This window comes from Pseudoroseicyclus sp. H15, from assembly GCF_054353345.1.
Genome location: NZ_JBTHJE010000006.1, coordinates 299,017 through 322,740, shown reverse-complemented (window position 1 = coordinate 322,740; position 23,724 = coordinate 299,017). Strand labels below are relative to the sequence as shown.

Genomic DNA, 23,724 nt, shown 5'->3' with positions numbered 1-23,724 from the left:
CCGCGCAAGCGGATTTTCAGATGCGCAGCGGACGGCCCGGATTGACGCGGGATCGGGGGTAGGCATCGGCGATGTCGACCCGGCCCGAGGCGGGCAGGGCGAGGCCGGCGAGGGCCTGGGCCAGACCCTCGCGCAGCAGAATCATCGTCTGCACGCGCGAAGGATCGTCGTGCTCTGCGGTGAGCGTCATGTCGGGGTTGGTGTTGATCTCCCAGGTCTCCACCCGGCCTCCCGCAAGGCCGAAATCGAGGCGGCCGAATTCCATCCCCGCCACCTCGAAGACACGGCGCACCTCGGCCTCCTGAGGGAAATCGCTCATCTCGCGCAGCTCGGCGGCGTAATCTTCGGGCGAGGCGAGGCCGGTCATGCCGCCCTTCACCACCCAGTGATCCTGATGAACCGAATTGGCGCGGATGATCCGGTCGCGCAGGCGGTAGGCGCTGTAGCGGCGGAAGCCTTCTGTGCCCATGATCGGCTCGCCCCGATACTCGACGAGAATCAGGTCGCTGAGCACATCGCCGCGCCTGAGCCGCTCGCTGACGCGGGCGCGGGCCTCGGCCTCGTCGTGGAGCAGCTTCCGGTTCGGCGCCATGTGGCCGGAAGACGACCGCAGAAAGACAGGGTAGCGCGTGGGCCATTCGCCGGCGGCGGGGCGCCAGCAGAGGTAGGTGTTCAGCCGCCGCTCCGCCAGCCGGGCGATGAGCTGCTCGCGGCGCAGAAACCGGCGCGCGTCGTTCGTCACCTGCGATCCCGCGCCCTTGAGCTTGCCGGCGATCAACCCGGCCGCCTTCAGCTCCGATGGCGAGAGGCGGTCGAAATCGGTGAACAGGTAGCTGCCGCCCTCCAGCCATTTGCGGGCGAAGAGCTCCTCCCAGCTCAGGGCGACCATCTCGGCCCCGAGTTCAGCGGTTCGGGCGGGAAAGTCGCCGGAGGTGTAGGCATGGTCTGCGGTGGTGACGAACCAAAGCCGGGGGCGGGCCCCGCGCCGCTTGACCGAAAAGGGAAGGCGTGAAAGCATCTTATTAGAATGTCGCCCATCGGGCGGCGCCGGGCAATAAAAATTCTGAGCCGCGGTCGGCGGAAGGCTGCGGCGAAACACATACTGCCATTGGAGATTGACCATGACGACCAAATTGGCAACCGACCGCCCCGTTCTGGACCCCACGCAACTCCTCGGGCTGCGCATCCTTGCTTCGACCGAGGCGGACAGGTCCGATCTCGCGCAGACCCTCGCCGAAGGCGGCAGCCTTGGCGTGAAGGCCGGCGCCAAGGTTGGCACCAAGGGCGGCGGTACGCCAAGCTGAGCCAAGCCTCATGTGGCATGGGGATGACGGGCTGAACGCCTTCGCGCCTTACGGGGCGCGCGGGCGCCAGCTCGACAGGATCATCCATGCCGACCTCGCCGCGAGCCTTGCCCATATCGACGTGGCCATCTCTGCCGGTCCGACCGGGTGGGAAGAGGTCGCGGAGGCTTTGCTGCCATTGCGTGAGCGCCTGGAACTTGGCGCGCGCCTCCAGCCGGTGTCCTTCGGGCTCTATTACCAGCTCGCCGCCGCGATCTTCGCCGGCGAGCGTGCACGGGCGGAAGAGACTGCCGCCATGCTTGCCGGCCTGCCGGAAGCGTCGCCCGGGATCACCCTTCTGCGCCGCGGGGCCTCTCCGCCGCTCGATGACGTGCTCGACGCGCGCATGGGCGAGGGAGCGGCCAGCTTCGCGCCGATAGACGAGGAGAGCGCGGCCCACTTCGTGACCCTGTTCGCCGAAGGGCTGGATCTGGCGAAGCGCGCGGTGCCGCCGCTGCACGGCGAGCTGACCGCCATCCTCTCGCAGGTGATGCTGGCACAGGCCCCGGCCGGGGCGGTGGAGGAATTCGACGGCGCCTCGCATTTCCAGTTCTGGGGGCTCGTCCTGCTGAACCCGCGGCATCACATGACCCCGCTCGCGATTGTCGAGGCCCTCGCGCATGAGGCGGGCCACGCCCTGCTCTTCGGCCTGACCCGCGACGAGCCTCTCGTGCTCAACCCCGAGAGCGAGCTATACACCTCGCCACTGCGCCGCGATCCGCGCCCGATGGATGGCATCTACCATGCCACCTATGTCTCGGCCCGGATGGCCTGGACGATGGAGTGCCTGGCCGCCAGCGACCTGCTCACGCCGGCAGAGCGCGAGGTCGCCAGCGCTGCCGCCGCAAAGGATCGTGAGAACTTCGCCAAGGGCCTCGGCACCGTGCGGGCGCATGGCCGCCTCTCGGCAACGGGGGATGAGATCCTGGCCGGAGCTGAGGCGGCAATGAACGGCTGACGGGCCGCGGCGAAGGCCCTCGAAGCTGGACCTCATCCCCGCAGCGCAGTATCGGGGATCATGAGCGCCGAAAAGAATGCCGATAAGAGCAAGACCGACCGCGACGCCCGCATGAAGGCCGCCCTGAAGGCCAATATCGCGCGCCGAAAGGCCCAGGCCCGCGCGCGGGCAGAGACGGGGGCAGAGACCGGTTCGGACGACCCATCCGGCGCTTCAGAGGCAGAGCAGGAGGACCCCTGAATGGATTCGATCATCGTGACCGGCGGGACGGAGCTTTCGGGCGACATCCCCATCGCCGGAGCCAAGAACGCCTGTCTGGCGCTGATGCCGGCGACGCTGCTCTCGGAAGAGCCGCTGACGCTGACCAACGCGCCGCGCCTCAGCGACATCGCCACGATGTCGGCCCTGCTGGAATCGCTGGGTTCGGAGGTGAGCCTGCTCGCCGGCGGCAAAGTGATCGCCATGTCGAGCCACAACATCAGCTCGACCCGCGCCGATTACGAGATCGTCCGCAAGATGCGGGCCTCGAACCTCGTGCTCGGGCCCCTTCTGGCGCGCGAGCATCAGGCCACCGTCTCGCTGCCCGGCGGCTGCGCCATCGGCGCCCGGCCGATGGATATCCACGTGAGCGGGCTCGAGGCGCTAGGCGCCGAGATCGAGCTGCGGGATGGCTACCTGCATGCCGTGGCCAAGGGCGGCCTGAAGGGCGCGCGGCACCGCATGAAATTCCCCTCCGTCGGTGCGACGGAGAACCTGCTGATGGCGGCGTCGCTGGCGCGCGGTACCACGGTGCTGGAGAATGCGGCCCGCGAGCCGGAGATCGTCGACCTCGCCAAATGCCTGCGGGCCATGGGCGCCCGCATTGAGGGTGAGGGCACCGAGACCATCACCATCGAAGGCGTCGACCGGCTGCATGGCGCCACGCATGAGGTGGTCGCCGACCGCATCGAGCTGGGCACCTACATGCTGGCCCCGGTCATCGCCGGCGGCGAGATCGAATGCATCGGCGGCAAGCTGGAGCTGCTGGAGGCGTTTGCCGAAAAGCTGCACGATGCCGGCGTCGAGATCGAGCAGACCAACCGCGGCGTGAGGGTGCGCCGCGCCAATGGCCGGGTTCATGCGGTGGATGTGACGACGGCGCCCTATCCGGGCTTTCCGACCGACCTGCAGGCCCAGATGATGGCGATGCTCTGCACCGCCGAGGGCACCTCGAACCTCGAAGAGACCATCTTCGAGAACCGCTTCATGCATGCCCCCGAGCTGACCCGCATGGGCGCCCGGATCGAGGTGCATGGCGGCACTGCCAGCGTGACGGGTGTCGAGCGGCTGAAAGGCGCGCCGGTGATGGCCACCGATCTTCGCGCCTCGGTCTCGCTGATCCTCGCGGGGCTGGCGGCGCAGGGCGAGACGCGGGTGAACCGCGTCTATCACCTCGACCGCGGGTATGAGGAGCTGGTGAGCAAGCTGCGCGGCGCCGGCGCCCATATCGAGCGCGTGGCGGGCCAGTGACAGAGCCGGGCCCCAAGGCACCGGGCCAGATGCCCGACGACGGCGAAGACGCGCGCTTCGAGGATGGCGGCGACAGGCCGCTGCGCCTGCTGGCGCGCGACGCCGACGACCTCGCCGTGATCTCCTCGCTCTGCCAGGACGCCGTTATGCCGGCCAGCGAGATGCGCTGGGACAGGCCCTCGCGCCGCTTCGCGCTGCTGCTCAACCGCTTCCGCTGGGAGGATATGCCCCGCGCCGAGGCGCGCCGCCGCCCGGTGGAGCGTGTGCAATCGCTGCTGGTCATCGCCGACGTGCTGCGCGTGCAGAGCCAGGGCCTGCCGCCCCGCGCCGAGATTGCCGCCGACACCGTGCTCTCGCTGCTCTCCCTCTCTTGGGAGCCGCAGGACGAGGCCGCCGGCCGGCTGGTGCTGACCCTCGCCGGCGATGCTGCCATCGCCATCGAGGCGGAGGATCTGGAAATCAGTCTGCGCGATGTCACCCGCCCCTATGTCGCCCCCTCGCGCAAGGTGCCCGGCCATGACGATGCCTGATAGGGGGCCTGGTACGGGGCCTGACTCGCGGCCCGATTCGGGGCCCGCGTCCGACGCGATGGACGGCGTCAGCGTCCGCCGGCTCGGCCCGGCTGACGTCATTGCCTACCGGCATGTCCGGCTGGAGGCGCTGCGCAACCATCCCGGCGCCTATGGCACCACCTTCGGCGACATGGCCAACGCACCGCATGCCGCCTTCGCCGAACGGCTGGAGCAGGCGTCGGTCTTCGGGCTTTTCACCACACATGGGCTGGAGGGGCTGATGTGCCTCGGCCGCGAGCGCGGCAGCAACACCCGGCACCGCGCCACGATCACCCAGGTCTACCTGCGCGAGTCGCTGCGGGGGCAGGGCGGGGCGGCGATGATGCTCGACGCTCTGGTGGAAGAGGCCCGCGCCACCGGCATCCTGCAGCTGGAGCTGACGGTGGCCGAGGGCAACAGGGTCGCCCATGACTTCTACCTCCGCCACGGCTTCGCCCGCATCGGTGTGGTGCCGCGCGCCCTGCGGATCGACGGCGCGTTCGTCGACGAGATCCAACTGATGCGGCGGCTCGACTGACAGTGACCAAGCGGAGCGCCTGCGGCGCATTCCATTTGGTTCGGTGGGGGCGCGGCCCCCACACCCCCGAGGTATTTTCGGCCAGATGAATGAGGGGGCGGGCGCGAGGGTTCGGCAGCTCGGACCAGGGGAGGCGGCGCTGTGGCAGAGGCTGGCGCTGGAGGCGATCGAGAGGTGCCCTGAGCACTTCGTGACCTCGCTGGAGGAAGAGCGGGCCATCCCGCGCACTGTCTTTGAAGCCGAGCTTCGGCTGCGCTGGGTTTTCGTCAGCGGGGCGGAGCAGGGGCTGGCCGTGCTGCGGCGCGTGGGCGATGTGGGCCATATCAGCTCACTCTACGTTCGCCCGGAGGCGCGGCGACAGGGCCATGCCGGGGCGCTACTCCAGCGGATCCGGCAGGTGGCGGAGGCCGAAGGGCTGGCGCGGCTGGAGCTGAGCGTATTCCGTGACAACCATGCGGCGATGGCGCTCTACCGGCGGGAGGGCTTCGACCTTACAGAGGTCACGCCCTTTGGCGACCGTGAGGATTGCGGGATGGGGCTGACCCCGGCCAGGTGACCGCCCCCAATTTCCTTTTGCAAATCGCTGCGCTTGGCGTATGACGCGGCCCATGAGCACCAACGCGTCCCAACTCCGCCGCCGAATCCGCGCCTGAACCGCAGGCCCTGGCGGCGCCGTGACGCGCGCTCATCTTCCCCAAGACAATTGACCATCTGCCCGGCTTCGGCCACCAAAGGGCTTCCTTTTTGATTTGGAAGGACATCTTCATGATCCCCGCGATCCTGCCCACCTATAACCGCGCGCCCCTCGCCTTCGAGCGGGGCGAGGGCTCCTGGCTCTATGCGGAGGACGGGCAGCGATATCTCGATCTGGGCGCCGGGATCGCGGTGAACGCGCTCGGCCATGCGCATCCGAAGCTGGTGGAGGTGCTGACCGAGCAGGGCGGGAAGCTGTGGCATGTCTCGAACCTCTACCGGGTGCCGCAGCAGGAGAAGCTGGCGGGGCTGATGGTGGAGCACACCTTCGCCGACACGGTGTTCTTCACGAACTCTGGTACCGAGGCCTGCGAGCTGGCCGTGAAGATGGCGCGCAAGCATTTCAGTGAGAGCGCGCCGGAGCGGGTGCGTATTCTGGCGTTCCACGGGGCCTTCCACGGGCGCTCCTCGGCGGCCATCGCGGCGGCGGGGTCGGAGAAGATGGTGAAGGGCTTCGGGCCGCTGCTGCCGGGCTTCAGCCAGTTTCCCTTCGAGGGCGAGGAGGTCTTCGACGAGATCGGCAAGCCCGACGTCGCCGCCGTGATGGTGGAGCCGGTGCAGGGCGAGGGCGGCATCCGCGCCGCGGGCGACGCATGGCTGAAACGCCTGCGGGCGGCCTGCGACGAGGCAGGGGTGCTGCTCATCCTCGACGAGGTGCAATGCGGCATGGGGCGGACAGGCAGGCTCTTCGCGCATGAATGGGCGGGCATCACGCCCGACATCATGATGGTCGCCAAGGGCATCGGCGGGGGCTTCCCCCTCGGCGCCGTGCTGGCCACCGAAGGCGCCGCCAAGGAGATGACCGCCGGCACCCATGGCTCGACCTATGGCGGCAACCCGCTCGGCTGCGCCATCGGGGCCGCGGTGACGGAGATTATCGCCGAACCGGCCTTCCTCGCCGAGGTGAACCGCAAAGCGGGCCTCTTCCGGCAGGGGCTGGAAGGGCTGGTGGCGAACCACCCGTCGGTGTTCGAGGAGGTGCGCGGCACGGGGCTGATGCTCGGCCTGAAATGCGCCGCCGCCAATACGGATGTCGTCGCGGCGGGCTACGAGGCAGAGCTGCTCACAGTCGGCGCCGCCGACAACGTGGTGCGGCTTCTGCCCGCGCTGACCATCAGTGATGACGAGATCGCCGAGGCGCTGGCCCGGCTTGAGACGGCGGCGCAGGCCGTCGAGGCCAAGGGGGCCTGAGATGCAATCATTCCTCGATATCGACAAGACCGATGCCGCCGAGCTGCGGGCCATGATCGACAGCGCGCGCGCCATGAAGGACGCGCGGAACGATCGCCCCAAGGGCACGCCCGATGACGAACAGCCGCTGGCCGGGCGCATGGTGGCGCTGATCTTCGAAAAGCCCTCCACCCGCACGCGGGTGAGCTTCGACGTGGGCGTGCGCCAGATGGGCGGGCAGACGATGGTGCTGTCGGGCAGCGAGATGCAGCTTGGCCATGGCGAGACCATCGCCGACACCGCCCGGGTGCTGAGCCGCTATGTCGATCTCATCATGATCCGCACCTTCGAGGAGCAGACCCTGCTCGACATGGCGGAATACGCCTCGGTGCCGGTCATCAACGGGCTGACGAACCGCACGCATCCCTGCCAGATCATGGCCGACATCATGACCTATGAAGAGCATCGCGGCCCGATCGCGGGGCGCAAGGTGGTGTGGTCGGGCGACGGCAACAACGTCTTCGCCAGCTTCGCGCAGGCGGCGGGGCAGTTCTGCTTCGACCTCACCTTCACCGGTCCGCCGACGCTCGACCCGGAGCGCGGGTTCATCGACGCGGCGCGCGCCAAGGGCGTGACCATCGAGATCGAGCGCGACCCGGTGAAGGCGGTGACCGGTGCCGACCTCGTCGTGACCGATACCTGGGTCTCGATGCACGATCCGCAGAGCGCGCGCGAGCGGCGGCACAATCAGCTGCGCCCCTATCAGGTGAACGAGCGGCTGATGGCGCATGCCAAGGACGATGCGCTCTTCATGCACTGCCTGCCCGCGCATCGCGACGACGAGGCGACGAGCGCGGTGATGGACGGGCCCTCCTCGGTCATCTTCGACGAGGCCGAGAACCGCCTTCACGCACAGAAGGCTGTCATGCGCTGGTGCCTCGGCGTCTGACCTCAGGCCAGCGGAGCGCCTGCGGCGCGTTCCATGAGTGGCGATGAGGGGGCTGTCTGCCCCCTCAAACTCCCCTGAGAGTACTTCAGAGAAAGCGAGATGAAGAAGAGAGCCTCTTGCTCTCGCTTTTCTTGAAATATCCCGGGGGTGAGGCCGCAGGCCGAGGGGGCTGGCCCCCTCAAACTACTTTGAAATTGGCACGACGCACAGGCGCCTATTGCCCCTTCGGCTTGGCGCGCAACGTTGGGTCGGCGACCCGCGGGTCTTCGGGCCAGGGGTGGCGGGGGTAGCGGCCGCGCATCTCCTTGCGGACTTCGGAATATTCGCCGGCCCAGAAGCCCGGCAGGTCGAGCGTGACCTGCAGGGGCCGTCGGGCTGGCGAGAGCAGCGTGACGCGGATCGGTTGGCCGGCCGCCATGGGGTGGCGCGTGGTGCCGAACATCTCCTGCATCCGAAGCTCGATGGCGGGCTGGCCGTCTTCGTAGGAGATGGGCACGCGGTTGCCGAGCGGCGTGGTGAAATGCGACGGGATGGCGCTGCTGACGGCCTGCTCGCCCGCCCAGCCGAGGCGGGCGGTTAGGGCGGGCACGAGGTTGAAGCCGCGCCACTCCGCCTCCGACGAGACGGAGCCGAGGTAGGGCAGGAGCCACTCCTCCGCCTCCGCCAACAGCGCCTCTTCGGTGAAGGGCGGCACGTCGGCGCCGGCGGAGCGGGCCAGCTCCACCCGCTGGCAGAGGCGGAGCGCGGCGCCGGAGAGGGAGAGGCCAGAGAGGCGGATGCCCTCCAGCATGGCGCGGGCCCGCAGCTCCTCCGGCGCCTCCCACCGGCGGGAGGCGAGGGTGAGGGCGCCGAGGCGCTCCTCCTCGCGGGCCACGACGCGGCGCTCGCGGCGGGACCATTCGCAGAGCTGCACCCAGGTGATCCGGGAGGCGAAGGTCTCGCGCAGCTCGGCCTCGGTGAGGCGGGCGGCGAGGCGGATCCTGGCCTCGCGGGGCTGGCCGTCCGTCTCGATGGCGACGAGGAGGCGGTCCCCGGCGAGGGGGTCTGCCTCCGGCAGGATCGCGCCCTTGCCGCCGGAGAGCAGGTAGCGCGGCGCGTCGCCGGGGCGGCGGAGCGCGATGCGGTCCGGGAAGGCGAGGGCGGCGGCGATGCCGGGGGAGGCGTCGGTCGCTGGCAGGCCGCGGGCGAGGCGCTTGGTTTCCGAGCGCAGGCGCTTGAGGGCCGGGGGCGGGGCGGAGGGGCCGGGCTGGCCGGCGAGCGCGGAGAGGCGGGGCGCGACGTCGCTCCCGGCGGAGGGGCCGAAGGGGTCCCGCTCGGAGAGGAGGGCGGCGAGGGGGGCGGCGGGGGCGCCGGCCTCGGCCAGCATATGGGCGAGGCGGGGGTGCAGCGGCAGGGCGGCGAGGCGGCGGCCGTGGGCGGTGATGAGGCCGGAGGCGTCGAGAGCGCCAAGGCCGTGGAGGAGAGCGCGGGCCTCGGCCAGCGCCGCCTCGGGCGGGGGCGTGAGGAACGGCAGGTCGGCGGAGCCCCAGAGCGCGAGGTCGAGCGCGAGGGGGGCGAGGTCGCCGGCCTCGATCTCCGGCCGGGGCTGGGCGGCGAGGGCGCCCTCCTCGCCCTTCGTCCAGAGCCGGTAGGCGCGGCCCGGCGCCACGCGGCCCGCCCGGCCGGCGCGCTGCTCGGCCTCGGCGCGGGTGACGCGCTCGGTGACGAGGCGGGACATGCCGGACCCGGGGTCGAAGAGGGCGCGGCGGGCACGGCCGGCGTCGACCACGACGCGGATGCCGTCAATGGTGAGCGAGGTTTCGGCGATGGCGGTGGAGAGGATGACCTTGCGCCCGTCGAAGGGCGCGAGCGCGGCACGCTGGGCGGCGGGGGGCAGGGCGCCGTAGAGCGGGAAGGTTTGCGCCCCGGGCGGCAGGCGGCCGGAGAGGGCGGCCTCGGTGCGGCGGATCTCGCCCTCGCCGGGGAGGAAGACGAGGACGCCGCCTTCCGTCTCGCTGAGCGCCTGCAGGGTGAGGGCGGCGACCTCCTGTTCGAGGCGGGCGCGGGGCGGCGGCGGCTTGTCCAGCCAGATGCGCTCGACGGGGTAGGTACGGCCCTCCGACGTGATGACGGGGGCATCGCCCATGAGGGCGGCGACGGGCGCGGCGTCGAGCGTGGCGGACATGACGACGAGGCGGAGGTCGGGGCGGAGGGCGCCGCGGATCTCCAAAGCGAGGGCGAGGCCGAGATCGGCCTGGAGGGAGCGCTCGTGGAACTCGTCGAAGAGGATGGCGGAGATGCCGGGCAGCTCGGGGTCGGACTGGATCATCCGGGTGAGGATGCCCTCGGTGATGACCTCGATGCGGGTGGCGGGCGAGGTGACGGCCTCGCCGCGCATCCGGTAGCCGATGGTCTCGCCAGGCCGCTCGCCGCGCTCGGCGGACATACGTTCGGCGGCGGCACGGGCGGCGAGGCGGCGGGGCTCGAGCATGAGGATGCGGCCGGTTTCGGCGAGGCCCGCGTCTAGCATGGCGGGGGGGACGCGGGTGGTCTTGCCGGCGCCGGGCGGGGCCTGAAGGACGGCGTGGCCGGTCTCCTGAAGGGCGGTCAGGAGGGCGGGCAGGGCGTCGTCGATGGGCAGGCGGGGCAGGGACATGGGGCGAGGCTTAGCGCGGGCGGGGGCAGGGGCGGAAGGGCGGTGGGTGGAAAAGCGCGGAAGACTGGTCGGAGGCGTGATTGCGCCGGCTCGGCTCGGAGCTTGCGCCGCCCTCGCACGCGGGCCTGTGGGTGGCGCTCCTCCTGTTCCACTACTGCGCTTTATTCCCGCCACGCGCCTCCTCGCGGCGGGCTGAGCGCTGCCTTCACCAGAGCGCCAGCCCGCGGGGAGGGGCCGGCGCTCGCGCGGCGGCCTGACGGCCTTGATTTCGCGCGAGGTGCGGAGAGGTGAGGGTGAAGTCGATGGCTTGGCGGGGGCTAAAAAGGTGCGTGGCGTGCACACCCGGCCTTCTCACGCCTCCGGGGCCAGCTCCATCGCCCGGGCGAACATCGCGGGATCGACGTTGCCGCCCGAGGCGACGGCGATCACCGTCTCGCTCGAAAGCTCCTCCCCGTGGAACAGCGCTGCCGCCAGCGCCACGGCGCCGCCCGGTTCGACCACGATGCGCAGGTGGCGGAAGGCGGCGCCCATGGCGCGGAGGGCCTCGTCCTCGCTCACGACCAGCCCGGGCCCCGCATGGGCCTGCAGGATGGGGAAGGTCAGGTCGCCCGGCTCGGGCGTGATGATCGCATCGCAGATCGAGCCCGACATCCGGGCGTTGCGGCGCTTCTCGCCCGCCGCAAGCGAGCGCGCCACGTCATCGAACTCCTCCGGCTCGGCGGTGCGCATCTTCACCCCCGGCGCCTCAGCCGCCAGGGCCAGCGCGATGCCCGAGGCGAGGCCGCCGCCGCCGCAGGGCACGAGCACCTCGGCTTCGTTCACCCCGCGCTCGGCAGCCTGTGCGGCGATCTCCAGCCCCGTCGTGCCCTGGCCCGCGATGACCAGCGGCTCGTCATAGGGGCGCACGAGCACGGCGCCGCGCTCTTCCGCCAGCCTCGCGCCAATCTCCTCGCGGCTCTCGGTCGCGCGGTCATAGGTGACGACCTCGGCGCCGAGCGCGCGGGTGCCGGCGATCTTCGCGGCTGGCGCATCGGCCGGCATCAGGATCGTTGCCGCCAGCCCGTGTTCGCGCGCCGCATAGGCCACGCCCTGCGCGTGGTTTCCGGAGGAGAAGGCCATCACAGCCGTCACGCCCTCTGCCGCCAGCTTCGAGATGGCGGACCAGCCGCCGCGCGCCTTGAACGAGCCGGTGACCTGCAGGCATTCGGCCTTCACCAGCACGCGCCGTCCCGCCATGGCATCTAGCCCCGGCGAGGAGAGCAGCGGGGTAAGGTTGAGCTGCGCGCCGATGCGGGCGCGGGCGGCGCGGATATCCTCGATGCCGACGGCGAAGGAGGTCATGTCCATTGGGCGATCCAGTCGTTCAGGGCGTTCAGGGCTTCAGGCTCGTCGAGAAAGGGCACATGGCCCCGGCCCGGCACGTCGGCGCGGATCATGTCGGGCCGTCTCGCCTGCATCTCGGCGGCCGTCGCGGGCGAGAGCAGGTCGGAATTCGCGCCCCGAATCAGCGCGAGCGGCAGCCCGGCGCAGGCGTCGAACAGGCCCCAGAGGTCGGTGGCCGGGGTCGTGCCCGAGCCGTCTTCCTCTTCGCCCAGCACGGCGCGGCGGAGGGCGGGGTCGTAGCGCAAAGCCAGCCCGTCCGGCCCTTCGGTGAAGCGGCGCTCAGCCTCCTCGCGCCAGCGCGCCATCGGCACGCCGGTGAAGCGCGGGTTGGAGGCGAGCTGGGCGGCGGCCTCGTCGAGGGTGGAGGCGGTGGGCGGCTTGCCGAGATAGCCCGCGATGGCCTCCAGCCCCTCGGGCATCAGCTCGGGGCCGATGTCGTTGAAGGCCACGGCGCGCAGCCTGTCCTTGGCCGAGGCGGCGAGCACCATGGCGATCATCCCGCCGCGCGAGGTGCCGAGCAATGCGACCTGCGGCAGGGCCAGATGGGCGAGCAGCGACAGCACGTCGCGCGCCTCCTGCGGTATCGTATAGCTGGCGGGATCGGCCCAGGCGGAGCGGCCGCGCCCCCGATAATCCATGCGGATGACCCGCAGGCCTTCCAGATGCGGCACCAAGGGGTCGAAATCCTCGCCGCTGCGCGTCAGCCCCGGCAGGCAGAGGAGCGGCGGGCCGGTGCCCTCGTCGCGGTAGTAAATCTCGGTGCCATCCTCGGCGGCAAAAACGGGCATCAGGCAAGCTCCGGTATGGGGGTGAGGTCGGCCAGCTCATGATCGGGCGCGCCCCAGAGCCGCTCGTGCGGCTGGCCGGCGCGGTTGACCCAGGCGGTGGTGAAGCCGTATCCCGCGCCCGCCGCGGCATCCCAGCCGTTGGACGAGACGAACAGCACCTCGGCCGGCGCGCAGCCGAAACGGGCGCCGACAAGCGCGTAGACGGCGTCGTTCGGCTTGTAGATACCGGCGCTTTCGGCGGAGAGCACCGCGTCGAGATGATCTCCGATGCCCGCCGCCTCGACGGCGCTGGCCAGCATATCCGGCGTGCCGTTGGAGAGGATCGCGGTGGCGAGGCCCTGGCCCTTCAGAGCGGCGAGCACACCTTCCACCTCTGGATAGGCGGTCAGCCTGTCATAGAGGCCGAGGAGCGTGGCGCGCAGCTCCGCCCCCTCCAGCCCCAGCGTGGCCATCGACCAGTCGAGCGAGTCTTCCGTCACCTTGCGGAAATCGGCATGCCGGTTCGCGGCGGCGCGCAGCCAGGTGTAGTCGAGCTGCTTGTCGCGCCAGAGACGGGCCAGTTCAGGCCAAGTCTCGGCCAATGCGTCGCCGCCGGGCTGCTCGGCGGCCTCGCGGGCGGCTGCCGCCACATCGAAGAGAGTGCCATAGGCATCGAAAACGATTGTGGAAATCGGCATGGCATCCCCCGCTCGCGCGCAGATTGGCATGGGTTTGGTGTGAGGGGAAGGCGCCTTGGGCGCCTTGGATGACCACATCGTGAGCAGAGCCGTGCAACGCCCGGGCGCTCTCAGCTCTTGTCCCCACAACTGAACTAAACCCGAACGGGAGTTTGATATGATTAACAAGTTTACCCAAGCCGCCGCGCTGTCGATCAGCGCCTCTGTCCTCGCCAGCGTCGCTGCCGCGCAGGACACCCCGATGATCATGGTGGACGGCGTGACCGCCACGACCACCGAGATCACCGTGCCCGAAGTGATGCTCGACCAGCCCGGCTTCGTCGTCGTGCACGAAATGGTCGACGGCGCGCCCGTCGTGCCCGCCTCTATCGGCCATGCCTATGTCGAGGCCGGAACCACCGATGGCGTGATGGTCGATCTCGACAAGCCCCTGATGGGCGACAGCCAGTACATGCTGATGCTGCACTACGATACCGATGGTGACGGCGAGTACTCCTTCGGCGAAGGCATGACCGACGTCGACACGCCCGTCATGATGGACGGCGCGCCGGTCACGAAGGTCTTCGCCACGGCTCCCGGCATGACCGTTGGTGACGCGGCCACCGAGGCCGTTGTCGACATCGCGCAAGGCGCGGCGGCTGCCGCTGGCGCCGTTGCCGAAGGTGCTGAGAACCTGGCGGAATCCGTGGCCGACGGGGCGGAGTCGCTGGCCGATGACCTGATGGATACGCCGATGATCATGGTCAGCGGTGCGACGGCTGGCGGCATGACCGTGACCGTTCCGGAGGTGATGATCGACCAGCCCGGCTTCCTCGTCGTGCATGACATGGTCGACGGCAGCCCGGTGGTGCCCGCCTCGATCGGCCACACCTACCTTGAGGCCGGCATGAACACCGATGTCGCCGTGCAGATCGACGAGACCTTTTCGTCCGACAATCAGTACATGCTGATGCTGCATTACGACACGGATGGTGACGGCGTGTATTCCTTCGGCGAAGGCATGACCGATGTCGACACGCCGGTGATGGAGGGAGATGCGCCTGTGACGGCGGTCTTCCAGCCCTCGATGTAATCGCCATAAAGCGCACCGCTTCTGCGGTGAACGGCCCGCCGGTTCAGCCGGCGGGCCATTTCTTTGTAAGGATTTTCAGTGCGTTACGGGAAATCGAAAAAAATCTGCGCGGGCGCGAAACCATTCTGCGGGCTTGTGCGTAATTACGTCACAACCAGCGCGGATCTGCCTGTACCGCTCTGGCTCTCGCTCCCCAAGCACGCACTCCCCTGATGTGTGCTCAGCCCCCGCCGCACCCCTCGGCGGGGGCTATTTTGTTCCAAAGTTCCGGCATTGGCGGCAAACGGAATTCGCGCGAATTCCGTTACGATTTCCGCGCGGAAATCGTTGCCTGGCTCAGAGGTTCTCCGGCTGCGGCATGCCGAGCACGTGGTAGCCGCCGTCGACGCGCACGATCTCGCCCGTCGTGCAGGAACCACCCTCGGAACAGAGCCACACAGCCGTGCCGCCGATGGCTTCGAGCGTGGCATTCGCCCGCATCGGGGCGTTCTCCTGCGTGTGGCGGAAGGTTTTGCGCGCCCCGCCGATGGCAGCGCCGGCCAGCGTTTTCATCGGGCCGGGGGAGATGGCGTTGACGCGGATGCCCTGGGGCCCGAGATCGTTCGCCAGGTAGCGGACCGCGGCTTCGAGCGCCGACTTCGCCACGCCCATGACGTTGTAATAGGGCGTGACGCGGGTAGAGCCCTGGTAGGTCAGCGTGATGATGCTGCCGCCATCGGTCATCAAGGGCTCGGCCCGGCGGGCGACGTCGATGAGCGAGTAGCAGGAGATCGTCAGCGAATTGCGGAAGTTCTCCCGGGTCGTGTTGATGAACCGGCCCGTCAGCTCGGCCTTGTTCGAGAAGGCGACGGCATGGACGACAAAGTCGAGGCTGCCCCAGCGCTCGCCGATCTGGGCGAAGGCGGCATCGAGCGAGGCATCGTCGGTGACATCGACATCGAGCAGGAAGTCGGAGCCGAGCGAGGCAGCCAGCGGCTCGACGCGCTTGCCGAAGGCCTCGCCCTGGTAGGAAAAGGCCAGCTCGGCCCCGGCGGCGGACAGGGCCTTGGCGATGCCCCAGGCGATGGAATGGTCATTCGCGACGCCCATCACCAGCCCGCGCTTGCCGCTCATGTTCATCAAATCATCCTTCAAAGCGCGAGAGCAGCATAGAGCCGTTGGTGCCGCCGAACCCGAAGGAATTGGTCATGACCGTATCGAGCCCGGCATTTGGCACCATATTTGTCGCAATTTCTTCCGGCTTTAGCGCCGGGTCGAGGGTCTCGATGTTGATCGAGGGGGCGATGAAGTCGTCCTTCAGCATCAGAAGGCAGAAGATCGCCTCCAGCGCCCCGGCGGCGCCCTGGGCATGGCCGGTCATGCTCTTGGTCGAGCTGATGGGCGGCGTGGTGCCCTCGCCGAAGACGCGGCGCACCGCCTCCACCTCGCCGACATCGCCGACGGGCGTCGAGGTGCCGTGCGCGTTGATGTAGCTGATCTTGCGGCCCTCTGGCAGCGTCTGCATCGCGATGCGCATGGCGCGCTCGCCGCCCTCGCCGGAGGGGGCCACCATGTCGTGCCCGTCGGAGGTGGCGGCGAAGCCCGTCACCTCGGCGAGGATGTTGGCGCCGCGGGCCTGCGCCCGCTCCAGCTCCTCCAGCACCACCATGCCGCCGCCGCCGGCGATGACGAAGCCGTCACGGGCCTCGTCGAAGGCGCGGGAGGCCTTGGAGGGCGCGTCGTTGAACTTGCTGCTCATCGCGCCCATCGCGTCGAAGAGGCAGGAGAGCGTCCAGTCGAGCTCCTCCGCGCCGCCGGCGAACATCACGTCCTGCTTGCCCATCTGGATCTGCTCGGCCGCGGCGCCGATGCAATGCAGCGAGGTCGAGCAGGCGGAGGTGATCGAGTAGTTGATACCCTTGATCTTGAAGCCGGTGGAGAGATTGGCGCTGATCGTCGAGCTCATGCCCTTCGGCACGGCCAGCGGGCCGATGCGCTTGGGGCTGCCCGATTTCAGCACCGTCTGATGCGCGGCAAAGAGGGCAGAGGTCGAAGGGCCGCCGGAGCCGGCAATCAGGCCGGTGCGGATGTTCGAGACATCCTCGGGGCTCAGGCCGGCATTGGCGATGGCCTGCTCCATGGCGATATAGGCATAGGCGGCGCCCGGGCCCATGAAACGCAGGGTGCGCTTTTCGAGATGGTCTTTGGGGTCGATCTTCAGCGTGCCGGCGACACGGCTGCGAAAGCCGTGCTCGGCCATCTCTTCCGACGCCTCGATGCCGGAGCGGCCGGCCTTCAGGCTTTCGGTGACCTCATCGGCGCTGTTGCCGATGGGCGAGACGATCCCCAGTCCGGTGACGACGACGCGGCGCATCGGAGCTCCTCTCAAGATTCGGCGGCTGCGAGGCCGACCTTCATGTCCTTCACTTCGCAGACGACTTCGCCATCGGCCTCGACCCGGCCATCGGCCACGCCCATCTTCAGGCGCCGGTCGATCACACGGGTGAAGTCGACGAAATAGCGCACCAGCTTGCGGTCGGGCCGGATCATGCCGGTGAGCTTCACCTCGCCCGCGCCAAGCGCGAAACCCTGGCCCTGCCAGCCACGCCAGCCGAGGTTGAAGCCCGTCAGCTGCCACAGCCCATCGACCATCAGGCAGCCGGGCATCACCGGGTTGCCTGGGAAGTGGCAGGGGAAGAACCAGAGGTCGGGATTGATGTCGAGCTCGGCGACGATATGGCCCTTGCCGTTGGCGCCGGCATCGCCGGAGACATCGGTGATCCGGTCCATCATCAGCATCGGCGGCTCGGGGAGCTGGGCGTTGCCGGGCCCGAACAGCTCGCCGCGCGCGCAGGCCAGCAGAGCCTCCTTGTCGAACCGGGTCGGAAAATCCGCCATGAATGCCTCTTGTTCCACACCTGATGCCCGCCGCGCGTCATGCGGCTTGCAATGTCGTGCTCCACTATCATTCCGAGGCGAAAGAGGGCAAGGGCCGGGCCTTGCCGGTGGCTCCTCACGCCCGGGCGCAACGGAAAGCCGTTGAAAGATCGGGGGCAGAGGGCATATCCTTTTGGCCGAGATGCATGATGACCAGCCCTCCTTCGAGGCCCGCGCCGCCGATTGGCTGAGCGAAGCCAGCTTGCGCCCGACGCGCCAGCGCCTGACCCTCGCCGCCCTGCTCGTGGGCGACGGGCGCGACAGGCATGTCACCGCGGAAGGCCTGCACGAAGCGGCCCAGGCCCAGGGCGATGCCGTCTCGCTCGCCACCGTTTACAACACGCTCGGCGCCTTCTGCGAATGCGGTTTGCTGCGCGAAATCCGCGTCGATGGCACGAAGAGCTATTTCGACACGAACAATACCGATCACCCGCATTTCTACTGGGAGGAAAGCGGCGCGCTCACCGATGCGCCCCTCTCGGAGCTGGAGATCGCCAAGCTGCCCACGCCGCCGGCCGGTGCCGAGATCGCCTCGGTCGACGTTGTGATCCGGTTGCGCCGGCGCGGCTGAGCCTGGGCCTCGGACCAGATTGAGCGCCTGCGGCGCATTCCTTCGGTTGCGATGAGGGGGCTGTCTGCCCCCGCCGCCATTGGTGCTTGAACCAATGGCGCACCAATGGCGTCTCCCCCGAGGATATTTCGAGAAAAGCGAGGGGGTAGAGGGTGTTGCGCCTGGGTCAAAGGGGGGAGCTGGCGGCCCAGTCCCAGTAGAGCTGGCGGGCGCGGGCGGTCATCGCGCCGGGGGTGAAACTCGTGCCCTCGAAGGAGGAGACGGCGGTGACCTTGGCCATGTTGCCGGTGAGGAAGACCTCGTCGGCCGCGTGGACATCTTCGAAGCGCAGAACCGTCTCATGCACCTTGACGCCATCGGCGCGCAGGTTCGCGATGTGGCGGGCGCGGGTGATGCCGGCGAGGAAGGTGCCGTTGGGGATGGGCGTGAAGACCTCGCCGTCCTTGACGAGGAAGACGTTGGCCGTGGCGCTTTCGGCGAGATTGCCGAGGGCATCGGCCACGAGGGCATTGTGGCAGCCGCGGCGCTGCGCCTCGGCCAGCATCCGGGCGTTGTTGGGGTAGAGGGCGCCGGCCTTGGCGTTGACCACCGAGCTTTCCAGCACCGGGCGGCGGAAACTGCTTTGGCAGAGCGAGACGCTGGCATCTTCCGCGGGCATCGGGATCTCTTCGAGGCAGATCGCGAAGCCGGGCGGTGCCTTGGCGGGCAGGATGGCCGAGAGGCCGCCCTCGACGGCCCAGTACATCGGGCGAATGTAGACGGCGCTGCCGGGGGCGTAATGCTTCAGGCCTTCGCGGGTAATCGCCTCGATCTCTTCGGCGCTGTGGCTGGGCTGCAGAAGCATCGCTTCGGCCGAGCGGTTGAGGCGGGCGCAATGTGCGGCCAGATCGGGGACCAGGCCATATGCCAGGCGGGCGCCGTCGAACACGCCGGAGCCGAGCCAGGTGCCGTGATCGGCGGCGCGCATGACATAGGCGTCGCCTTCGTGCCAACTCCCCTCGAACCATGTGCGGATGTTGGTGCCCGTTGCCATCTGTCGCTCTCCTGCCCCTTGCTGCGCGAGGGTAGGCGGGGCCGGCGGAAGGGACAAGCGCTCCGCCGCGGCGTATCGGCGCAGAAGTCTTGAAGGGAAAGGGCGCGCCCGGGGTGCAGGGCCCGGGCGCAAGATAGCATCGGCAGGACGAGCCGACGCCGGGGGGACATCGGGGCGGGCCCCGATGGGAGCGACCCTAGGGCAGGCAGGAATCAGGCATGTGACAGCGGCGGTGTCAGCCCGCCTCTGCCAGCAGCGCCTTGAGGTCGAGCGGAGTGTTGGTCATCTGCAGCGCGCCGTCGGGATCGCGCGGCCAATCCTCGGACGGGCGGTCGCGGTAGATTTCTACCCCGTTGCCATCGGGATCGTCGAAATAGATCGCTTCGGACACGCCGTGGTCGGCGGCGCCGGCCAGCTTCACCCCCGCCTCCAGCACGCGCTTCAGCGCCTCGGCCAGTGACTTGCGGTCGGGATAGAGAAAGGCAGTGTGGTAAAGCCCGGCATGGTGGCGGGGCGCGGGCGGGCCGCCGAGCGAATCCCAGGTGTTGAGGCCGATATGGTGATGGTAGCCGCCGGCCGAGAGGAAGGCGGCGGAGGGGCCGTAGCGCATGACCTCATCGAAGCCGAGCACGTCACGGTAAAAGGTGATGGCGCGTTCGAGGTCTGAGACCTTGAGATGCACATGGCCGATCCGCGTCTCTGGCGGGGCCTTGGTGGGGGTGGTCATCGTGCGTCCTCCCGGTGGCGCAGGGGTATGGCCGCGGGGCGGGGGGCGGCGGCGGCAAGCCCGGCCGCGAGGGTGCCGAGCAGGATCAGAAGAGGTGTCATGGGACAGCTCCGAATTGTTGTCTTCCCGATATGTCGGCAGGGCCGGGCGCCCGTGCAAGACGTCACCTGGAGGTTACCGCCCTGCGGCCGGACCTAGCCGCGCAGATACCGCAGGCCCCAGCCTGCGAGGAGCGCCAGCACCAGCACCCAGATCGCCAGCACCGCAACCGCGCTCGCCCGGCTGACTGGCCGGGTGAGCAGATTGTCGGCCTGCCGCCGAAGATCCGCCATCACCTCGGCGGGCGTGAGGCGGACGGCGAGCAGGATGCCGAGCGGCACCAGGATGGCGTCGTCGAGATAGCCCAGCAGGGGGATAACATCTGGGATGAGGTCGATCGGGCTGAGCGCATAGGCGGCGACGAGCCCCGCCACGGCCTTGGCATACCACGGCACCCTTGCGTCACGCGCCGCCAGCCAGAGCGCCACCACGTCGCGCTTCACGCCCCGCGCCCAGCTGCGCAGGCGCTGCCAGGGCGAGGCGTTGGCCGGCACCTGCGTCAGGAGAGCAGGCCCACGATCTCGTAGGTGCGCTTCAGGATCGGCGCGGCGATGCCGCGCGCGCGCTCGGCGCCGCGACCCAGCAGGCGGTCGATCTCGGCGGGGTCGTCCATCAGGCGCTGCATCTCGGTGGAGATGGGGGCGAGCTTGTCGACCGCGAGATCGGCCAGGGCCGGCTTGAACTTGCCCCAGCCGGCGCCGCCGAATTCGGCCAGCACGGCGTCGGAGCTCTGCTCGGACAGAGCGGCGTAGATGTCGACGAGGTTTTTCGCCTCGGGCCGGCCGGCGAGACCGGCGGCGTCGGTCGGCAGACCTTCCGGGTCGGTCTTGGCCTTCTTGAACTTCTTGGCGATCGTGTCGGCATCATCGGTCATGTTGATGCGTTCCATGTCGCTCTCGCCCGACTTGCTCATCTTCTTGGAGCCGTCGCGCAGGTTCATGATGCGCATGCCGGGGCCTTCGATGACCGGCTCGGTCATCGGGAAGAACTCCTGCCCGTAGTCATGGTTGAACTTGGCGGCGATATCGCGCGTCAGCTCGACATGCTGCTTCTGATCTTCGCCCACGGGCACATGCGTCGCATGGTAGAGCAGGATGTCGGCGGCCATGAGGCTGGGATAGGCGTAAAGGCCCAGCGACACGGCCTCGGCATTCTCGCCGGCCTTGTCCTTGAACTGGGTCATGCGGTTCATCCAGCCGACGCGGGCGACGCAGTTGAAGATCCACGCCAGCTGCGTGTGCTCGGGCACGGCGGCCTGGTTGAAGAGGATCGAATGCTCGGGGTCGATGCCCGAGGCCAGCATGCCGGCGGCCACTTCGCGGGTGGCGCGGGTCAGCTCGGCCGGGTCCTGCCAGACGGTGATCGCATGCAGATCGACGACGCAATAGATCGTCTCGTAGTTCGGCCCCTGCATATCCACCCAGCGTTTGATGGCGCCGAGATAATTGCCGAGGGTCAGGCCGCCGGACGGCTTGATCCCGGAAAAGACGCGCGGGGTGAAGGTGGGGGCGGTCATCTGATGTCGCTCGCTGGAAAAAGGCTGCCGGACCGTTTAGCAGCGGCCCGGAAATAAGGTCAACCGGAGCTGCCCCATGGAACGTGAGAGCGCCATCAATAGCCTGCCCTGGCCGGTGCTTGCCATCACGGTCGTGCTTGTCGCCATGGAGGCGGTGTTGAGCCTGGCCCAGTTCGGCCTGGTCGGCGGGCCGGCGGGCATCGGCTGGCGCATACAGGCAATCAGCCTGTTCGGCTTCTCGCCCGCGGTTTTCGAGCAGGTGGTGCAGCGCGGCAATTACGCGCCGGAGCTGCTGTGGCGCTTCCTCACCTATCTCTTCGTGCATGGCTCTGCCGTGCAGGCGCTGTTCGGCGGGGCGATCCTGCTGGCGCTGGGCAAGTTCGTGGGCGATGTGCTGGGGGCGGGGCGGCTTCTGGTGCTGATCGTGGTGACTGGGCTCGCCGGCGCCGTGGCCTTCGGGCTGTTCGTGCCGGGGCGCCCGCCGCTCTACGGCATGTACCCCGTCGACTACGGGCTGATCGGGGCCTTCACCTATCTGACCTGGCTGCGCCTGCGAGAGACGGGCGGCAACCAGCTGATGGCCTTCCGCCTGGTCGGCGTGCTGCTGATGCTTCAGCTCGTCTTCTCGCTGCTCTTCGGCAACAACCCGACCTGGGTGGCCGAGCTGGGCGGCTTCGTGGCCGGCTTCGCGCTCAGCATCCCGCTGGCGCCCGGCGGCTGGCAGCGCCTGCTGGAGCGGATCCGCGAGCGCTAGGCCTCAGCGGTTCCGGCGGAAGTTGCGGCGGAATTCGGAAAGCTTGAAGGCGCCGAAGAGGTGCCCGATGCCGAAATACGCGGCCATCCCGATCACCACGAGAGCGGCCAGGGCCGCATAGCGCCAGGCTGGCGAGACGAGCAGCGGCTGCCCGGCCCAGGCCAGCGCGGCCAGCGCCAGCCCCATCACCGCGGAAGCCGCCGTGATGCGCGGCAGGCGGCGGCGGGCGCGATCGTCGAGCTGCGCGGCCAGGCCCATGGAGGCAGCACCGCGCCAGAGCAGAAGCACCATGGCCCAGGCGGCGAGCGTTGTCGCCCAGGCGGCGGCGGAGAAGCCGATGACCGGGGCGAGGCCGACGGCGACGGCGGCGTTCACCGCCATCGCGACGAGCGCGTAGCGGAAGGGGCTGCGCGTGTCTTCGCGGGCGTAATAGAGCGGCTGCAGCGCCTTCTGCAGCACGAAGGCCGGCAGGCCGGCGCCGTAGATGGCGAGCGCCGTGGCAGTGGAGGCCGTGTCGGCCGCGTCGAAGGCGCCCCGTTCGAAGAGCACCGAGATCAGCGCATGCGGGATGGCGATCAGCGCGGCGGCGGCGGGGATCGTCAGCGCCAGTGACAGCTCGACGGCGCGCGAGAAGGCGTCGCGGCCGCCAGCCTCATCCCCGGCGGCGAGGCGGCGGGAGAGATCGGGCAGCAGCACGATGCCGATAGCGATGCCGACAGTGCCGAGCGGCAGCTGGTAGAGCCGGTCGGCATAGTTGAGCCAGGCGACGGCGCCGTCGAAGAAGCTGGCCACCTGCCGCCCAACGAGCAGGTTCACCTGCACGACACCGCCGGCGAGGGCGGCGGGCACCGCGATGCGGAAGAGGCGCTTGAGGTCGGGCGTCATCCGAGGCCGCCGGAAGGCGAGGCGGAAGCCGGCACGGCGCGCGGCGAACCAGACGAGCGCAAGCTGGGCGACGCCGCCCACCGGCACGCCCCAGGCGAGGGCGAGGCCGAATTGCTCGACGCTGGTCGCGCCGACCTCGTCGCCGAAGAACAGCCAGCCGAGCGCGAGCGCGGCGAGGAAGATCATGTTCAGCAGGGCCGGGGCGGCGGCGGCCGCGAGGAACCGCCCGGCAGCGTTCAGCATGCCGGAGAGCAGCGCAGCCAGCGAGATGAACAGGATGTAGGGAAAGGCGATGCGCCCGTAGAGCACGGCGAGCGGGTAGCGCTGGTCCTCCAGAAAGCCCGAGGCCATGGCGAGGACGAGGACGGGCATCAGCAGCACGCCCGCCACGGAAAACAGCGTCAGGATGAAGGCCATGCCGGCGAAGGCATCCTGCGCGAAGACCTCCGCCTCGGTCGCGTCGCCCTCGAGCTTTTTCGAGAAGAGCGGCACGAAGGCCATGTTGAACGCGCCCTCGGCGAAGAAACGGCGGAACATGTTGGGCAGCGAGAAGGCGACGAGGAAGGCCTCGGCCACCGGCCCGGCGCCGAGTGCGGCGGCGATGGCGATGTCACGGGCGAAGCCGAGCACGCGGGAGAGCAGCGTCCAGCCGCCGACGGTCACGAAGCCGCGGATGAGGGTGGGAGCCTTCATGCGGCTGCTGCCTGAAAAGGGCACGCGGCCCGCCAAGCGCCTGTTGCGGAATGAGATGTCATCGCTGCCCCACCTGTCGCCTCTTCGCGGGCGCCACGGGGCGGGAGCATAGGGGGTTCGGCTGGGTGGCGCCAGCGGGGTTGAGGGCGGCGGTGAGGGGCGTTGGCCAAACGTCGCCGCTGTTTCCCCAGCGCGGAACTAAGG

At 69.3% G+C, this 23,724-nt stretch carries 25 protein-coding genes; 12 read left to right on the top strand and 13 right to left on the bottom strand.

The annotated features are described in order from the left end of the window. Positions 1-16: 16 nt before the first annotated feature. A complete protein-coding gene (locus tag ACXN5S_RS15480; protein WP_458606366.1) occupies positions 17-1,018 on the bottom strand; it encodes a hypothetical protein in 1,002 nt (333 codons plus the stop codon). 103 nt (positions 1,019-1,121) lie between these two features. On the opposite strand from ACXN5S_RS15480, the gene ACXN5S_RS15475 reads away from it, so the two are divergent. From ACXN5S_RS15475 to argF, 9 genes are all read left to right on the top strand, one after another. Further along, positions 1,122-1,304 carry a hypothetical protein gene (locus tag ACXN5S_RS15475; protein ID WP_458606365.1) on the top strand — a complete coding sequence of 61 codons (183 nt, stop codon included), beginning with the start codon at positions 1,122-1,124 and terminating at the stop codon, positions 1,302-1,304. A 10-nt stretch (positions 1,305-1,314) separates the two neighbouring features. Continuing rightward, positions 1,315-2,301, top strand: a complete 987-nt coding sequence (locus ACXN5S_RS15470) for an aKG-HExxH-type peptide beta-hydroxylase (protein ID WP_458606364.1) — start codon at positions 1,315-1,317, stop codon at positions 2,299-2,301. A 60-nt stretch (positions 2,302-2,361) separates the two neighbouring features. Beyond that, positions 2,362-2,541: a hypothetical protein gene (locus tag ACXN5S_RS15465; protein ID WP_458606363.1), complete on the top strand. Its 180-nt coding sequence runs from the start codon at positions 2,362-2,364 to the stop codon at positions 2,539-2,541. After that, the gene (gene murA / locus ACXN5S_RS15460; protein WP_458606362.1) at positions 2,542-3,810 is read left to right on the top strand and encodes a UDP-N-acetylglucosamine 1-carboxyvinyltransferase; all 1,269 of its coding nucleotides are present in this window, start codon (positions 2,542-2,544) and stop codon (positions 3,808-3,810) included. It abuts the gene before it with no gap. A gap of 29 nt (positions 3,811-3,839) precedes the next feature. Continuing rightward, positions 3,840-4,340 (top strand): DUF2948 family protein, encoded by a 501-nt coding sequence (locus ACXN5S_RS15455; RefSeq protein WP_458606361.1) that lies wholly within the window; start codon positions 3,840-3,842, stop codon positions 4,338-4,340. A 58-nt stretch (positions 4,341-4,398) separates the two neighbouring features. Beyond that, positions 4,399-4,899, top strand: coding sequence for an N-acetyltransferase family protein (locus ACXN5S_RS15450; RefSeq protein ID WP_458606360.1), 501 nt, complete (start codon positions 4,399-4,401; stop codon positions 4,897-4,899). Positions 4,900-5,089: 190 nt separating this feature from the next. Continuing rightward, entirely contained in the window at positions 5,090-5,455 is a 366-nt protein-coding gene (locus ACXN5S_RS15445) for a GNAT family N-acetyltransferase (protein ID WP_458606359.1), read from the top strand. A 209-nt stretch (positions 5,456-5,664) separates the two neighbouring features. Continuing rightward, complete coding sequence (locus ACXN5S_RS15440) at positions 5,665-6,843, top strand: acetylornithine transaminase (protein ID WP_458606358.1); 1,179 nt, start codon at positions 5,665-5,667, stop codon at positions 6,841-6,843. A 1-nt stretch (position 6,844) separates the two neighbouring features. Continuing rightward, positions 6,845-7,771 carry an ornithine carbamoyltransferase gene (argF, locus tag ACXN5S_RS15435; RefSeq protein WP_458606357.1) on the top strand — a complete coding sequence of 309 codons (927 nt, stop codon included), beginning with the start codon at positions 6,845-6,847 and terminating at the stop codon, positions 7,769-7,771. A 214-nt stretch (positions 7,772-7,985) separates the two neighbouring features. On the opposite strand, the gene hrpB is transcribed toward argF, so the two are convergent. The 4 genes from hrpB to ACXN5S_RS15415 form a co-directional block, all read right to left on the bottom strand. Beyond that, entirely contained in the window at positions 7,986-10,406 is a 2,421-nt protein-coding gene (gene hrpB, locus ACXN5S_RS15430; RefSeq protein WP_458606356.1) for an ATP-dependent helicase HrpB, read from the bottom strand. Positions 10,407-10,757: 351 nt separating this feature from the next. Further along, on the bottom strand, positions 10,758-11,753 hold the full coding sequence (locus tag ACXN5S_RS15425) for a threonine ammonia-lyase (protein WP_458606355.1): 996 nt from the start codon (positions 11,751-11,753) through the stop codon (positions 10,758-10,760). Beyond that, the gene (locus ACXN5S_RS15420) at positions 11,744-12,577 is read right to left on the bottom strand and encodes an alpha/beta fold hydrolase (protein ID WP_458606354.1); all 834 of its coding nucleotides are present in this window, start codon (positions 12,575-12,577) and stop codon (positions 11,744-11,746) included. Before ACXN5S_RS15420 ends, ACXN5S_RS15425 begins: the two co-directional genes overlap by 10 nt. Further along, positions 12,577-13,254 carry a haloacid dehalogenase type II gene (locus ACXN5S_RS15415; RefSeq protein WP_458606353.1) on the bottom strand — a complete coding sequence of 226 codons (678 nt, stop codon included), beginning with the start codon at positions 13,252-13,254 and terminating at the stop codon, positions 12,577-12,579. Before ACXN5S_RS15415 ends, ACXN5S_RS15420 begins: the two co-directional genes overlap by 1 nt. 157 nt (positions 13,255-13,411) lie before the next feature. Here ACXN5S_RS15415 and ACXN5S_RS15410 point away from each other — a divergent pair, with 157 nt between their 5' ends. Next, a complete protein-coding gene (locus ACXN5S_RS15410; RefSeq protein WP_458606352.1) occupies positions 13,412-14,326 on the top strand; it encodes a DUF7282 domain-containing protein in 915 nt (304 codons plus the stop codon). A gap of 336 nt (positions 14,327-14,662) precedes the next feature. Here the strand turns inward: ACXN5S_RS15410 and ACXN5S_RS15405 are convergent, their stop codons facing one another. The 3 genes from ACXN5S_RS15405 to fabA are packed head-to-tail and all read right to left on the bottom strand — an operon-like array spanning position 14,663 to position 17,203. Continuing rightward, entirely contained in the window at positions 14,663-15,445 is a 783-nt protein-coding gene (locus ACXN5S_RS15405; protein ID WP_458606351.1) for an enoyl-ACP reductase FabI, read from the bottom strand. Positions 15,446-15,449: 4 nt separating this feature from the next. After that, positions 15,450-16,679, bottom strand: a complete 1,230-nt coding sequence (locus tag ACXN5S_RS15400) for a beta-ketoacyl-ACP synthase II (RefSeq protein ID WP_458606350.1) — start codon at positions 16,677-16,679, stop codon at positions 15,450-15,452. Between the two features lie 11 nt (positions 16,680-16,690). Next, the gene (fabA, locus tag ACXN5S_RS15395; protein ID WP_458606349.1) at positions 16,691-17,203 is read right to left on the bottom strand and encodes a bifunctional 3-hydroxydecanoyl-ACP dehydratase/trans-2-decenoyl-ACP isomerase; all 513 of its coding nucleotides are present in this window, start codon (positions 17,201-17,203) and stop codon (positions 16,691-16,693) included. Positions 17,204-17,384: 181 nt separating this feature from the next. Here fabA and irrA point away from each other — a divergent pair, with 181 nt between their 5' ends. After that, positions 17,385-17,813: an iron response transcriptional regulator IrrA gene (irrA, locus tag ACXN5S_RS15390; protein ID WP_458606348.1), complete on the top strand. Its 429-nt coding sequence runs from the start codon at positions 17,385-17,387 to the stop codon at positions 17,811-17,813. A 166-nt stretch (positions 17,814-17,979) separates the two neighbouring features. On the opposite strand, the gene ACXN5S_RS15385 is transcribed toward irrA, so the two are convergent. The 4 genes from ACXN5S_RS15385 to trpS all read right to left on the bottom strand — a co-directional run bounded on the left by ACXN5S_RS15385 (position 17,980) and on the right by trpS (position 21,188). Next, the gene (locus ACXN5S_RS15385) at positions 17,980-18,846 is read right to left on the bottom strand and encodes a branched-chain amino acid aminotransferase (RefSeq protein ID WP_458606347.1); all 867 of its coding nucleotides are present in this window, start codon (positions 18,844-18,846) and stop codon (positions 17,980-17,982) included. A 235-nt stretch (positions 18,847-19,081) separates the two neighbouring features. Further along, entirely contained in the window at positions 19,082-19,573 is a 492-nt protein-coding gene (locus ACXN5S_RS15380; protein WP_458606346.1) for a VOC family protein, read from the bottom strand. A 194-nt stretch (positions 19,574-19,767) separates the two neighbouring features. After that, positions 19,768-20,166 (bottom strand): YkvA family protein, encoded by a 399-nt coding sequence (locus tag ACXN5S_RS15375; RefSeq protein WP_458606345.1) that lies wholly within the window; start codon positions 20,164-20,166, stop codon positions 19,768-19,770. Positions 20,167-20,171: 5 nt separating this feature from the next. Beyond that, positions 20,172-21,188, bottom strand: a complete 1,017-nt coding sequence (trpS, locus tag ACXN5S_RS15370) for a tryptophan--tRNA ligase (RefSeq protein ID WP_458606344.1) — start codon at positions 21,186-21,188, stop codon at positions 20,172-20,174. Between the two features lie 76 nt (positions 21,189-21,264). On the opposite strand from trpS, the gene ACXN5S_RS15365 reads away from it, so the two are divergent. After that, entirely contained in the window at positions 21,265-21,942 is a 678-nt protein-coding gene (locus tag ACXN5S_RS15365; RefSeq protein WP_458606343.1) for a rhomboid family intramembrane serine protease, read from the top strand. Positions 21,943-21,945: 3 nt separating this feature from the next. On the opposite strand, the gene murJ is transcribed toward ACXN5S_RS15365, so the two are convergent. Beyond that, the gene (murJ, locus tag ACXN5S_RS15360; protein WP_458606342.1) at positions 21,946-23,520 is read right to left on the bottom strand and encodes a murein biosynthesis integral membrane protein MurJ; all 1,575 of its coding nucleotides are present in this window, start codon (positions 23,518-23,520) and stop codon (positions 21,946-21,948) included. Positions 23,521-23,724 lie beyond the last annotated feature (204 nt).